The 12,574-nt window shown below is 70.7% G+C and carries 9 protein-coding genes and 3 pseudogenes; 5 read left to right on the top strand and 7 right to left on the bottom strand.

Going from position 1 to position 12,574, the window contains the following annotated elements; translation table 11 throughout:
* The first annotated feature begins 136 nt into the window (after positions 1-136).
* The 3 genes from ACZ5GT_RS36515 (at position 137) to ACZ5GT_RS36505 (ending at position 2,885) form a co-directional block, all read left to right on the top strand.
* Entirely contained in the window at positions 137-1,333 is a 1,197-nt protein-coding gene (locus ACZ5GT_RS36515; protein ID WP_469035128.1) for a sensor histidine kinase, read from the top strand.
* On the top strand, positions 1,330-2,007 hold the full coding sequence (locus tag ACZ5GT_RS36510) for a response regulator transcription factor (protein ID WP_360759547.1): 678 nt from the start codon (positions 1,330-1,332) through the stop codon (positions 2,005-2,007). Before ACZ5GT_RS36515 ends, ACZ5GT_RS36510 begins: the two co-directional genes overlap by 4 nt.
* Positions 2,008-2,183: 176 nt before the next feature.
* Positions 2,184-2,885 carry a hypothetical protein gene (locus ACZ5GT_RS36505; RefSeq protein ID WP_469035136.1) on the top strand — a complete coding sequence of 234 codons (702 nt, stop codon included), beginning with the start codon at positions 2,184-2,186 and terminating at the stop codon, positions 2,883-2,885.
* Positions 2,886-2,945: 60 nt separating this feature from the next.
* Here ACZ5GT_RS36505 and ACZ5GT_RS36500 read toward each other — a convergent pair.
* The 6 genes and pseudogenes from ACZ5GT_RS36500 to ACZ5GT_RS36475 all read right to left on the bottom strand — a co-directional run.
* A pseudogene (locus ACZ5GT_RS36500) lies at positions 2,946-3,482 on the bottom strand (NAD-dependent epimerase/dehydratase family protein); the annotation flags it as partial.
* 509 nt (positions 3,483-3,991) lie between these two features.
* Positions 3,992-6,175, bottom strand: a complete 2,184-nt coding sequence (locus tag ACZ5GT_RS36495) for a beta-galactosidase (protein WP_469035125.1) — start codon at positions 6,173-6,175, stop codon at positions 3,992-3,994.
* A gap of 48 nt (positions 6,176-6,223) precedes the next feature.
* Positions 6,224-7,156, bottom strand: a complete 933-nt coding sequence (locus ACZ5GT_RS36490; RefSeq protein ID WP_469035123.1) for a carbohydrate ABC transporter permease — start codon at positions 7,154-7,156, stop codon at positions 6,224-6,226.
* On the bottom strand, positions 7,153-8,067 hold the full coding sequence (locus ACZ5GT_RS36485) for a carbohydrate ABC transporter permease (RefSeq protein WP_469035120.1): 915 nt from the start codon (positions 8,065-8,067) through the stop codon (positions 7,153-7,155). Before ACZ5GT_RS36485 ends, ACZ5GT_RS36490 begins: the two co-directional genes overlap by 4 nt.
* A gap of 2 nt (positions 8,068-8,069) precedes the next feature.
* Complete coding sequence (locus ACZ5GT_RS36480) at positions 8,070-9,464, bottom strand: ABC transporter substrate-binding protein (RefSeq protein WP_469035117.1); 1,395 nt, start codon at positions 9,462-9,464, stop codon at positions 8,070-8,072.
* Positions 9,465-9,876: 412 nt separating this feature from the next.
* A complete protein-coding gene (locus ACZ5GT_RS36475) occupies positions 9,877-10,962 on the bottom strand; it encodes a LacI family DNA-binding transcriptional regulator (RefSeq protein ID WP_469035115.1) in 1,086 nt (361 codons plus the stop codon).
* Between the two features lie 458 nt (positions 10,963-11,420).
* On the opposite strand from ACZ5GT_RS36475, the pseudogene ACZ5GT_RS36470 reads away from it, so the two are divergent.
* Positions 11,421-11,577, top strand: a pseudogene (locus ACZ5GT_RS36470) (IS982 family transposase); the annotation flags it as partial.
* Between the two features lie 60 nt (positions 11,578-11,637).
* Here ACZ5GT_RS36470 and ACZ5GT_RS36465 read toward each other — a convergent pair.
* Positions 11,638-11,913 (bottom strand): annotated as a pseudogene (locus ACZ5GT_RS36465) (NAD-dependent DNA ligase LigA); the annotation flags it as partial.
* Between ACZ5GT_RS36465 and ACZ5GT_RS36460 the strand changes: the two are divergent.
* Positions 11,827-12,366, top strand: coding sequence for a hypothetical protein (locus ACZ5GT_RS36460; protein WP_469035133.1), 540 nt, complete (start codon positions 11,827-11,829; stop codon positions 12,364-12,366). The pseudogene ACZ5GT_RS36465 and the gene ACZ5GT_RS36460 sit on opposite strands and share 87 nt — an antisense overlap.
* Positions 12,367-12,574: the final 208 nt, after the last annotated feature.

Genomic DNA, 12,574 nt, shown 5'->3' with positions numbered 1-12,574 from the left:
TTCGTCGTTGCCCGTCTGTTATTGTTCACACGCCCCCTAACCCACCCCCCCCCCCCCCCCCCCCCCCCCCCCCCCCCCCCCCCCCCCCCCCGCGTCTGCAACCCTGAACCGGCCGGCCCCACCTCGGAGTACGACGATGACTGAACGATGGAAGCACCGCGCCGCCGACCGCACCCTCATGGTCCAGGTGGTGACCACGAGCCTGCTGCTCGCCTTCACCGTGGGCGGTGTCTTCCTCACCCGGGCGGTCGCGGCCAAGGAGCCGCTCGTCCTGTGGCCCGGCCTCGTGCTGTCCGCCGTCGCCTGCGCCGTCTTGCTGCGCCGCCGCAGCCACCCTCTCGTCGTGCTCCTGGTGACCACGGCATGCATCATGACCGAGGGGTTCCTGGGATACCTCCTGACGCCGCTGCTCATGGGCCCGATGCTGGTCGCGCAGTACACGGTGAGCCTGCTCCCCGATCGCAGGACCACCTGGTACAGCGCCGCCGCGGCCACGGCCGGGATCGCACTCACCGGCTTCATCGCCACCGACTCCCCGCACGAGTGGATCATCGGCCTCGTCAACCCGGCAGCCTGGGTCCTGATGGTCGCCTCCTTCGGCAGCTACGTGCGCGTGCGCCGCGAGTACGCCGCCGCCCGCGCCGAGCACGCCGCCCAGGAGCGGGAGGAAGAGACACGCCGACGAGTGATCCAGGAACGCATGCGTATCGCCCGCGAACTGCACGACGTAGTCGCCCACCATCTCGCGCTCGCCAACGCCCAAGCCGGCACCGCCGCCCATCTGGCCCGGACCCATCCCGACCAGGCCATCGCCATGATCGAGAAACTGCCGGAAGTGACCGCCTCGGCCCTCCGCGAGCTCAAAGCCACCGTCGGCCTGCTCCGTCAGGACACCGACTCCCAGGAGCTGGCTCCCGCACCGGGCCTGGAACAGCTGCCACAGCTCGTCGAAACCTGCGCGTCAGCGGGCCTGGACGTCTCGGTCACCCGCGAGGGCCGGCCACGACCGCTCCCATCCGGCCTGGACCTCACGGCCTACCGGATCGTCCAGGAAGCACTCACCAACATCACCAAGCACGCCGCCACACCCTCCGCACGGGTCCGGCTGGACTACACCCCTCACGACCTGATACTGACCATCACCAACGAAGCCGGCACACGCCCTGCGGCCGCTGCCGGCTTCCCCGGCCACAGCCGTGGCTACGGACTGCTCGGCATGCGCGAACGCGCCCTGTCGGCAGGCGGAACGTTCCACGCCGGCCCGCGGCCCGAAGGCGGCTTCGAAGTCGCCTGCACGCTCCCCCTTCCCAGCTCCGAGGAAAGCACCTCATGACCATCCGCGTTCTGCTCGCCGACGACCAAGCGCTCCTCCGGGCCACCTTCCGCATCCTCATCGACTCCGACCCCGACATGACCGTCGTGGCGGAGGCAGCCGACGGTCAGCAGGCCGTAGAACTCACCCTCGAACACCGTCCCGACATCGTCCTCATGGACATCCGCATGCCCGGCACCGACGGGCTGGCCGCCACGGCCGACATCTGTGCCCGGACCGAACTGTCGAGCACCCGGGTCCTCATCCTCACCACGTTCGAGAACGACGAGAACGTCGCCATGGCCCTGCGGTCCGGGGCGAGCGGATTCCTCGGCAAGGACGTCGGCCCCGACGTCCTACTGGCAGGCATCCGCACCGTGGCCGCGGGCGACTCCCTGCTCTCCCCCACGGCCACCCGTGCCCTGATCACCCGCTTCCTGGCCACCCCGGCCGACCACGTGCCCCTCACCGCGCCGGAACGCCTCACCCTGCTCACCGAACGCGAACGCGAGGTCATGGCGCTCGCCGCGCTGGGCAAGTCGAACCACGAGATCGCCGACCAGCTGGTCCTCAGCCCCCTGACCGTGCGCAGCCACGTCTCCCGCGCGATGACCAAACTCCACGCACGCGACCGGGCGCAACTGGTCGTGATCGCCTACCAGAGCGGTCTCGTCCGGCCGGCCCCCGGCGGCTGACGCTGGGTGCTTCCCGCACCCGCGGGGATGGTCCCAGGTCGCCCGGTTCGAAGATGTTGCCCTCGATGTGCTCCCCGCACCCGCGGAATGGTCCCGGGAGCCGCAGGGGCCCATTCCAGGCCGGGACTACACTGGTCGCTGGCGCGGGGGCGCTGCTGCTGGAGGACTGGATCCGCATGGACAGGCTGCTGCCCCACCCCCGTACGCCCGTCGGTTACCGGCGCGACGGCCGCCCCATCTTCCCCATCCTGGGCGCTGACACCACCGACCCGTCCAATCAGCAGCTCGCGCCTACTCTGCCTGCCCCACCAACGGAACCGGCCGCGCCGCCGGTGCCCGGGCAGGGCCTGGACCAGGAGACGCTGAACCGGCTGCTGGCCCGCGAGAAGCAGCAGGGTGAACGTGCGGCCCTACGCCGGCTTGTCGAGCAGTTGGGCTTCTCGAAGGCGGACGACCTGACCGCGTTCGTGGAGCAGCAGCGTGAGGTGCAGCAGGCGTCTCTGTCCGAACTGGAGCGCCGCGAGCAGGCCGCCGCTGAGCGGGAGGCCAACGCCGTGCAGCGTGAGGCTCAGGCCGTCGCCCGGGAGCGGGCGGCAGCACGCCGCGCGGTCCTCGTGGGGCTGGGTGCGACCGGCGCGGATCTGGCCGACGCCGAACTGCTCCTGACCGTTGAGGACGACGCCGACGAGACGGCCATCACCGAGGCCGCCGAGGCCTTGAAGGCGCGCAGGCCCGAGCTGTTCGGGTCCTCCACCGCCGCGGTGCCGCCGGCCGCGCCCGGTGGCTCCCCTGCGGGCGGGCCGCCGCCGCGCGGCGCGAACATGTCCAAGTCCGGCGCGCACGGCCCAGACATGGCCCGCCAGCGGGGCCGGAGCTAGGATGCGGCCGCCACGCTGGGCGCGCTCAAGCCACCAGGGAAGGCGTCCCACGTACTCGCCGGGTCCCAGGATCACGCCTGGCCTCAGGAACACCGCGGCGTCGCCGAAGGCCTCGGCCACGGCACGCTCCCCGCCGGCCTTCTGGAACCCGTACTGCGTGGGCGAGCCGTCCTCGCCGGTGTAGCCGTAAGACTCGTCGGCGTCCGGCGGACAGTCGAGGAGCGGGGAGGCGTCGGTGAGCGGCTGGTGCGGCCATCCCTCGTACACGGACACGGTGGAGATGTGCACCCAGCGGGCTGCGGCCGGGCGCAGCGCGGTGGCAGCCGTGAGGACATCCCGTGGGGGGAAGTCGGAGCTTGAGGTGTCGATGACGGCATCCCACGGCCCGTGTCCGGCGAGGCGTTCGAGGTCGGCCTGGCTTGTTCGGTCTCCGTGGACCTGCTCCACGTCGTCCACGTTGTGCCCGGAGCGCCCGCGGTTGAAGCTGGTGACCTGCCACCCTTTTCTCAGCGCGCTCTTCGCGATGTGCCTGCCCAAAACCAGGTGCCGCCCATGACCAGAATCCTCATGGGGCGATCCTGCCGTGCGGGCCTGCACGGGTGGAAGTGCGCTCCCCCACTGCAGGTCCTCAACTGACCCAACCTCGCCGTTTCACTTGGGGTGATGAGACGTCGCTGATCGTCTGCTGCCAGGTGGGCGAGGTGACTTCGTTGCTTGAGCATGGCGGAGTCACGGCGCGGGGGTCGGGTTCTCCCCCGGTCCTGTAAGCCGTCCGCATGCACGGGCCGCGAGGTCAGCCGTATGCCCGGGCTCACGCAGGTCGGGCACGGGCTCGTGTTCCTGACGGACCGCAGCTTGCGGATCCGTCGCTGGTCGTGACGGGGTTCGCGCCGCCGGTCCGGGGCCGTCCGGCCGCGTGACGTGTCGAGCAGGCCCACGCCGCCGTTCGAGCCGCCGGGTGCCGGTACCGGGTATCCGTGTCCGCCGCCGAGCCCGTGACCTCGGGTCGGACGTCGGGAACGTCCGTGTCGCCGATGCTCGCCGCGAAGGTTTCGAGGGCTCGCAACAAGCCTTCTTCCGTACATGGCCCCTCTTCAGGACATCGATCAGGACCGGCCGGTCACTGCGCGTGCCTGTGCGCTGCCGGAGCCGGCGGACACGAGAACGCGTACGTCCCATGCATCGAGTTCCAGGTCCGAGCCCGCGGACACCGGCGTGCCCGTGAGGGCATCGCGGAGGTCCGTCGGGGCGGGGACCCTCACGGGCTCCCAGTTCCAGTTGTGGACGATGTGCACGCGGCGTCCGTCGGGCGAGGTGCCGGTGGTCGCGGTGACCGACGCGGGAAGACCGCGCCACCCGCTGCTCGCGGCCGGGGCGAGCCACTCGGCCAGCGCCCGGGCGAGGTCGCGGCCCGGCACCGTGCCGACACAGGTGACGCGGCCCGCACCGTGGCGGCGCGTGGTGACGGCGGGCCAGCGGCCGAAGTGCGGGTCCTCGTACGTGGCGAGGATATCGGCGTCGACCGCTGTGAGGCCGTCGATCCACTGCGTCGCCGTGGCGTTCGCCGGTATCTCGAACGGGCTGCCGGGCACTGCGCGGACCGGGACGGCGCGCGAGAGGTTGCTGAACTCGTCGTACGACATGCCCGCGGCGTCGGTGAGACGGGCGGGGGCCGGTTCGGTACGGGCGCGTGCCTCGTGGTCGGCGTAGGCGGTGCGCGGGCCCAGTACCAGGTGGCCGCCGGCGTGGGCGTACGCGGCGAGCCAGTCGAGCGTGGTGTCGTCGACGACGTACAGCGCCGGGGCGACGAGGACGGGGTGGCGCCGTACGGCCTCCTGCGGAGTCATCCCCTCCCGCTCGCCGCGGGGATCGTGCAGCTGGCGGGCGTGGACGATGCGGACCTGGCGGCCGGCGTCGAAGGCGCCGCGGTAGAAGGGGTCGAGGATGCGGTGGTAGGCGGCCGGATCCGGTTCGCCGTCGGGGGTCGCGAGCGGCGGGTACTTCTGCATGAGCCACTTGCTGGGGGTGGAGTAGACGATCGTGATGTCGGCGTCCGGCTCAAGACCTGCGACGAGCGGGCCCGCGACGTCGAACTCCGCACCGAGACGGGCGATCTCGGCATAGGTACGACCGGGCAGGCCGCTGTGCGGCAGGACGCCGCCCCAGTAGGTCTCCGCGCCGAAGCGCAGGGTCTGCCACTGCCAGTACTCGATCATTCGGGCCCCGCGGCCCACGAGAGCCCAGGCGGCCTGGCGCCACTGGCCCTCGTAGGCGGGGCGGTTGTCCCACGGATAGCCGATGGCGCCGGCGTTGGTCTCGGTGACCAGGAACGGCTCCTGCCGGGAGGAGAACATCCAGTCGGCAGTCTGGTAGAGGGCCCAGGTGCCGGTCGTCTGCCATGTCTGCTGGTGTTCGTCGGGTGTGGGGTCGGGCAGGAGCAGGCCGTCCTGCATGCCGTAGTACGGGTTCCCGGCGGTGATGTCGAGGCGGTCGGTGAGTTCGTCGTCCTCGACGGCGGGGCGGGTGTAGGAGATGCAGGTGGTGACGAACTGGTGCGGGTGGGCGTACTCGCGGACGATGTCGGCCTGCCAGCCGATGAACTCGGTGACCTGGCGGGCCTGGAACTCCCGCCAGGCGACGTCGTACTGGGGCTGTGCGTTGCCGTCTGGGGTCCACAGGTCGGCCCAGGTGGACAGGCGGTGGGACCAGTAGACCAGTCCCCACTCGCGGTTGAGGGTCTCGACGTCGCCGTACCTGGCGCGCAGGTGGTCGGTGAAGCGCTGGAAGACGCCGTGGTTGTGGAAGAGCTCCAGGCCGGGTTCGTTGTCGACCTGCCAGCCGATGACGGCGGGGTGGTCGGCGTACCGGGCGGCGATCTTGCGGATGATCCGCTCGGCGTGAAACCGGAAGGCAGGGTGGGTGAAGTCCACTTCCTGCCGGGCGCCCCAGCCGATGCGCTCACCGGTGCGCCGCTCGCCCGTGATCTCCGGGTACTGGCGCACCAGCCACGGCGGTACTGCGTAGGTCGGGGTGCCGAGGACGACCGAGATGCCGCGTTCGTGGGCGCCGTCGAGGACGGGCTGGAGCCAGTCGAGGTCGAAGCGGCCGTTCTCCGGCTCCCAGGTCGACCAGACCGACTCGCCGACCCGGATGACGGTGAAGTGCGCCTCGGCCATCAGGTCGAGGTCGGTCTTGAGCCGTTCGTCGGGCTGCGGACGGGAGCCGTAGGCGGGCGTGTACTCGTGGTAGTACGCGGCGCCGAAGAGGACACGGGCAGGCAGAGCCGCCATGAAGGGAAACCTCCGGGGAAGCGGGGAAGGGAACGAGGAATGCGCGTGCTACTGCTTGACGCCGCCGGCGGCCAGGCCGCTCTGCCAGTACCGCTGGAGCATCAGGAAGGCCAGGGCGAGCGGGACGATCGAGATCAGGGAGCCGGTCACGACCAGGGCCAGCATGTCGCTGCTGGCGCCGGCCCCGCCGTTCTGCGCCTGGTCGGCCCAGCTGGACAGTCCGACCGTGATCGGGTACAGGTGCGGATCGTTGAGCATGATCAGCGGCAGGAAGTAGTTGTTCCAGGTGGCGACGAGAGTGAACAGCAGGACGGTCACCAGGCCTGGGGCCAGCAGCCGCAGCGCGATCGTGAAGAAGATCCGGAGTTCCCCGGCGCCGTCCATACGGGCGGCCTCGATCAGGCTGTCCGGGATCGCGTCCTCGGAGTAGATCCGCATGAGGTAGAGACCGAAGGGGCTCACCAGGGACGGCAGGATGACGGCCCAGGGGGTGTTGACCAGGCCCGCCTTGGCGAAGAGCAGGTAGGTGGGGATCGCCAGGGCGGTGGTCGGGATCATGATCGCACCGAGGACGAGGTTGAAGGCTGCGCGGTGACCGCGGAAGCGGTACTTGGCGAACCCGTAGCCGGCCGCGGCCGCCAGCAGCGCGGCACCCAGGGCGCTCACACCGGCGTAGATGACCGTGTTGAGCAGCCAGCGTCCGTAGACGCCGTCGTCCTGGGTGAAGGTGGCCTTGATGTTCGACAGCAGCTGCGGGGCGTGCGAGAACCACAGACCGAAGCTGTTGAACAGATCCTGGGTGCTCTTGGTCGAGGCGACGACCAGCCAGAACAGCGGCAGCAGGAAGTACGCCAGGATGGCCAGCATGGCGATCGTGAGCGGGGTGCTGCGACGGCCGGCCGGCGACCGTCGCCGCGGGCGGGCCGCGGCGGGCAGCCGCTTCGCCTTCGAGGGGGCGGGTGCGGGTGTCACGGTGGTCATGAGGTCCTCCTGCGGTTCGCCATGAGCAGGAAGCCGTACGACACGATCACGATGACCAGCCCGAGGATGAAGGACACCGTGGCCGCGTAGTTGGTCTGCTGGCTGATGAAGGCGACCGAGTAGGCGTAGAGGTTGGCGGTGTAGGAGCTGTTGATGACGTCCGGTGCGACCTTCATCAACAGGTTGGGTTCGTTGAACAGCTGGAAGCTGCCGATCACCGAGAACAGCAGAGTGAGGGTCAACGCCGGTCGCAGTGCGGGAAGTTTGATGGACCAGGCGATCCGCCAGGCTCCGGCTCCGTCCATGGCGGCCGCCTCGTAGAGCTCGGCGGGGATGGTGCGCAGGGCCGCGTACAGGATGATCATGTTGTAGCCGACGAACTCCCAGGTCACGATGTTCGCCAGGCTGCCGAGCATCCAGCCGTCGCTGAGGAAGTGCGGGACCGGCAGGTGGAGATCGCGGCTGATCTGGGCGAAGGGGCCGAAGTCGGGGCCGTAGAGGTAGCCCCACATGAGGGTGGCGATGACACTGGGGACGGCGTACGGGACGAAGATGCCGAGCCGGATCACCTTGGCGAACCGCAGCAGGCCACTGTCCAGCGCGAGTGCGAGGACCACGGCGAGCACCAGCATCACGGGGACCTGGATGACGAAGAACAGCGCGACACGGCCGACGCCCTTGAGCAGGAGCGGGTCCTTCAGTGCCGTCACGTAGTTGTCGAGGCCGACGAAGGTCGAGCCGCCGATCAGCCGTTCCTGGAAGAGGCTCAGGTAGGCGGCGTAGCCGAGCGGGGCGAGGAAGAGCAGCAGGAACAACACCATGAACGGGGCGATGAACAGTGCCCCTGCCGTGCCGGGCCGCCGCCGGCGCGGTGGGGACTTCGTGCGGGAGACCGCAGTGGTGGTGGCCATCGTCAGCCTCCCTTGACCGTGAAGCCCTGGCTCTTGGCGAAGGTCGTGATGCGCGACTGCCAGGAACCGAGCGCGCGGACGGTGTCCGTCTTGTCGGCGAGGGACTTGCCGACGGTCTCGGTCCAGTCCGTGGCCACCCGGTCGAGGAACGGCGGCCACTGGAAGGAGGGGTCGACCTCGGTGCTGACGTCCGCGAAGACCTGGTTGACCTTCTGGCCGCCGTAGAAGGCGGGCGCGTCCCCGAGGAAGGAGGGATCGGCGAGCAGCGCCTTGGTCGCCGGGAAGAAGAACTGCTCGGTGGCGAACATCTTCGCGCTGGCGGGGTCGCTGTTGAGGAACTGTGCGAACACGGCCGCGGCGATGGGGTTCTTGGTGGAGCGGATGACCGCGGTGGTGGAGCCGCCCCAGTTGCCGGCACTGGGCTTGGCTGCGTCCCACTGCGGGAGCGGGGCGACCCGCCACTTGCCGGCGGTGGCCTTGGCGGAGCCGGAGAGGAAGGCTGGGCCCCAGGCCCCGGTGAGCCAGGTGGCGTACTTGCCCTTGTTGAGCGCGGCGTACCAGCCGTCGGTGAAGTCCGGCTCGACGCCGATCACGCCCTCCTTGGCGAGGGCGCCCCAGTAGTCGCCGAGCTTTCTGGAGACCGCGTCGTCGACGCTGACGGTGATGTCGCTCCTGCCGGAGGTCACGTAGGGCTTGCCGCCGGCCTGCCAGAGCAGGCCGTGCCAGGCGGCGGGCTGGTTTGCCGCGAGGTTGGTGAGGTAGACGTCCGGGTCGGCCTTGTGGAGCTTGCGGGCCGCCACGGCGAACTCGGCCCAGGTCGTGGGGACTTGGATGCCGTGCTTGTCGAAGATGTCCTTGCGGTACAGCATGCCCATCGGGCCGGTGTCCTGGGGGATCGCCCAGACCTCGCCGCCGCTGCCGCTGACCTGGCCCCAGGTCCAGTCCACGAAGGTGGACTTGAGCGTGGCGGCGCCGTACGGGCGCAGGTCCAGCAGGCTGCCGGTGACGGTGAAGGTCGGGATGGCCTGGTACTCCAGCTGGACCATGTCCGGGGCGCCGCTGCCGGCCTTGAGCGCGGTGCGCAGCTTGGTGTACTGGGGCGTGCCCTGGCCGGCGTTGACGATCTTGACCTTGACGGCCGGGTACTTCTTCTCGAAGAGCGCGACCTCCTTGGCGATGTTGGGGACCCAGGTCCAGAACGTCAGCTCGGTCGGGGTCTTCATGGCCTTGTCGATGTCGGCCTGGCTGACCGGCTTGGCGGAGGAACCGGTGCTGCTGCTGCCGCTGCCGCCGCTGCAGGCGGTCAGAGTGGCGGCCAGTGACAGCGCGCCCGTGGCGGCGAGAAAGCCTCGACGGCTCACGGACGACGGCACGGAGGTGGCAAAGGGTCCAGACATGGTGAACTCCCGCTGAAGGGTGTAGAGGACCGGCACACCGGGCTGCGGCGTGCTGAATTCGGGTGGGTGAGGCGCTGTGTGCGGCGTGATGGGCGGGGCAGGGAGGGCGGGCCTTGTCAGGAGGGCGCCCTCCCTGCCGGCTCCGGCCCGCACCCGTCGGGCGCGCCGTGACATGGGCTGAGGAGGGTCACGCCGGTGCGGGCGTGAGGGGGAGCGGCGGCCGGTACGGGGCCTGTTCGAGGCCCGGAGACCGGACGTGTCCGCTGCCGGGGCGCCGGGGCGGCGCCGAAGTGCGGCATGGCCTGGGCGCTGCGGCTGAGGTGATGCTCAAGCGCCGACGGCGGTGCTGAGGAATGTGGATGGCTGCGGTGCGGGCGGGCCTTCCTCCGTTCGTGGGCGGGACCGTGCGCGGTCAGGTGCGAGGGGAGTGTGCCGCCCGTGTACGACCTGGGGCGTTGCCGGGCGGCGGGGGTGCGGACGAGGAGCGGACGACGAGTTCGACCGGTGGTTGGGTCATCGGCAGCGGGTCGGCCTGCGGGCTCTCGATGGCGTGCACCAGGAGTTTCAGGCCGTCCTGCGCCATGGCGTCGAACGGCTGACGCACCGTGGTCAGCGGCGGGGTCACGTAGGCGGCGACCGGTGTGTCGTCAAAGCCGACCACGCTGACGTCCTCCGGCACCCGCCGCCCGGCTTCCACCAGCGCGCGGATCAGGCCGATGGCCATGTCGTCGTTGGCGGCGAACACCGCGGTCACGCCGGGGTCGGCAGCCAGCTCCCGGCCGGCCGCGTAGCCGGAGGCGGCCGACCAGTCGCCCACGGCGACCGGCGGCTGGGCCCGGCCGTACGCGGCGAGCGCCGAGCGCCATCCGTCGAGGCGGTCCCGGGCCGAGTACCAGCGCTGCGGGCCGGCAAGGTGGTGGACGGTGGTGTGGCCCAGCTCCAGCAGGTGCTCGGTGGCGGCCCGTGCCATCTGGCTGGAGACGATCCCGGCCCTCAAGACGTGAGGGGCGCCGAACGGCGGTGGTGCGCCGAGGACGAGGATCGGCACCTCGACCCGGGAGGAGAGATCCGCGCCGTCCTCCTCGTCGATCGGTTCGGAGACGACGATGCCGTCCACGCCCTGGTCCAGGAGCGAGTCGACCGCCCCGGCGATGCCCGCCGCCTCACCCTCCATCGTGTTGACGACACGGAGGGCGTAGCCGTTGTCCCGCACGGCACGCTCGACGCCCATGAGCAGCGAGGCCGGACCGTAGAGGGCCGTGCCGAGCGTCACCACGCCGATGGACCTGGTGCGGCCGGAGGCCAGGGCGCGGGCCGCGTTGTTCGAGCGGTAGCCGAGTTCCTCGGCGGCCGCCAGAACGCGACGGCGCACGTCGGCGGAGACGTAGGGCTCGTCGTTCATGACCCGGGACACCGTCTTCTGCGACACGCCGGCCAGGCGCGCCACGTCCACGCTGCGCGGTGCGGCCCCCGCGCCGCGCCCTGCCACTGGTGTCATTGGGTCTCCCGATCTCCGGCAGCCGTGTGGTATTCCCGCCCGGCGCACGACTGTACTGTCATGACTGCGTAGTCATGTCTACGCAGTCATGTGTACGCAGTGAGGTGGGACGCGTCAAGGCCTCGCGCAACATCTCCGAAATATTGCGTGGCCGGCCGGGCTGCACTGGCGTGCGTTGTCGCATCCCATATGGCACGCGGGCGCGCGTCGGCCCCGAATACGCCCCTGCCTCAAGTCTCGCAACGGCATGGTGGCTTGACCGGTTCCGCGCTGCCGACCTCCATTGCGCCGCTGCCTTCTGCCGAGGCGGGCCTGCACCTGCCGCTAGGCGCAGCCATCGATGTGGCCGTCGTCACGGAGGCGGGCTGCGGTGGCGCGTTTACGGGCGAGGATGCCGAGTTGCGGGGCGGCTTCCTGGGGGTTCCCTGCGGCATCCCGGAACAGAGGGCACGGCCCTCGAAGGCCGGCTCGGCCTGGAGCAGCACAGTGGACGAACCGTCGGGGGCGCAGCGGTCCCGGGTTGCTCGGCGCGTGCCGGCTCTGACTGCTGCGACCTGGCGCAACTTCCGGATGGGCCAGGCGGTCAGCCGTTCGCCGACCACCTGCGGTGACTGAACGTATTCGGACAGCCTCGTCTGGTGACCGTGCGATGCCGCCGGCCCACCTCCAGCTGTGGCCTCTCGACTTGGGGTCGGTAATGGGGAGAGTCGGTTTGAAGACGTTGGAGGACGAGCGGCCGCCGGCTCGTTCGATGAGCTCGTTCATCTGGTTGCGGCTGAGCTTCTCCAGGGGGCCGGTCATCGCGCCGGTGACGACCACGGTCATCCCGGCCAGTGGTCCGCCCGCACGCTCGGTGTTCTCGTCGTGGTCGTCGGCGTCAGCGTCGGACGAGGCGGGTGGGGTGACGGCGGGTTCGGTCATGTTCACCCCGGCGGCGGCGAGTTGCTGGAGGTGCCGGAGCATAAGCGGGTGTCGGAGCTGGAGCGGCTGCGGCTGGGCCCGATGAGGGTGTCGGGCAAGGCGATGGAACTGGCTCTGGATCGGGCCCGTGAGGTGCGGGGCCTGGGTGCTGGCGCGGTCGACGTCAGCCGGTTCCCGGCCGCGCGGATGATGGGGCTGGCCCGGTACGGGCTGACCTCGAAGGCGCCGACGCTGAAGCGGCTGGAGGTCACCAGGCAGACTGCCACCCTGCTGGCGACCGTGCGGCATCTGGAGACCGCGACGGTGGACGACGCGCTCGATCTGCTGCACGCGCTGATGGCCAACCAAGCTGCTCGCGAAGGCCGAGCGGATGGGCAACGACGCCAAGCTCAAGGCTCTGCCGCAGCTGCGGAGGGCGGCGAAGAAGGTCGCTGCGGCGGTCGACGTGCTGATGACGACGCCGCCCGCGACCGACACCGGTGAACTCGTTTCCGTGGTCGACGCCTGGTCGGCAATCGAGCAGGTCGTTCCGCGCGAGCAGTTGGCCGAGGCGCTCGCCACGATCGCCGCGGTGGTCCCGGACCCGGACGGGGGGGGGGGGGGGGGGGGGGGGGGGGGGGGGGGGGGGGGGGCGGGAGGGGGGGGGGGGGGGGGGGGGGGGGGGGGGGGGGGGGGGGGGGGGGGGGGGCGT

This window comes from Streptomyces sp. NPDC031340, from assembly GCF_055569945.1.
This window is presented reverse-complemented; position numbering and strand designations above follow the sequence as displayed.

What these genes read in the sequence shown, in the direction of transcription:
- ACZ5GT_RS36495 (WP_469035125.1), bottom strand. Translation starts at nt 6,175, where the DNA reads ATGGCGGCTCTGCCTGCCCGTGTCCTCTTCGGCGCCGCGTACTACCAC.
- ACZ5GT_RS36480 (WP_469035117.1), bottom strand. Translation starts at nt 9,464, where the DNA reads ATGTCTGGACCCTTTGCCACCTCCGTGCCGTCGTCCGTGAGCCGTCGA.
- ACZ5GT_RS36505 (WP_469035136.1), top strand. Translation starts at nt 2,184, where the DNA reads ATGGACAGGCTGCTGCCCCACCCCCGTACGCCCGTCGGTTACCGGCGC.
- ACZ5GT_RS36510 (WP_360759547.1), top strand. Translation starts at nt 1,330, where the DNA reads ATGACCATCCGCGTTCTGCTCGCCGACGACCAAGCGCTCCTCCGGGCC.
- ACZ5GT_RS36515 (WP_469035128.1), top strand. Translation starts at nt 137, where the DNA reads ATGACTGAACGATGGAAGCACCGCGCCGCCGACCGCACCCTCATGGTC.
- ACZ5GT_RS36490 (WP_469035123.1), bottom strand. Translation starts at nt 7,156, where the DNA reads ATGACCACCGTGACACCCGCACCCGCCCCCTCGAAGGCGAAGCGGCTG.
- ACZ5GT_RS36475 (WP_469035115.1), bottom strand. Translation starts at nt 10,962, where the DNA reads ATGACACCAGTGGCAGGGCGCGGCGCGGGGGCCGCACCGCGCAGCGTG.
- ACZ5GT_RS36485 (WP_469035120.1), bottom strand. Translation starts at nt 8,067, where the DNA reads ATGGCCACCACCACTGCGGTCTCCCGCACGAAGTCCCCACCGCGCCGG.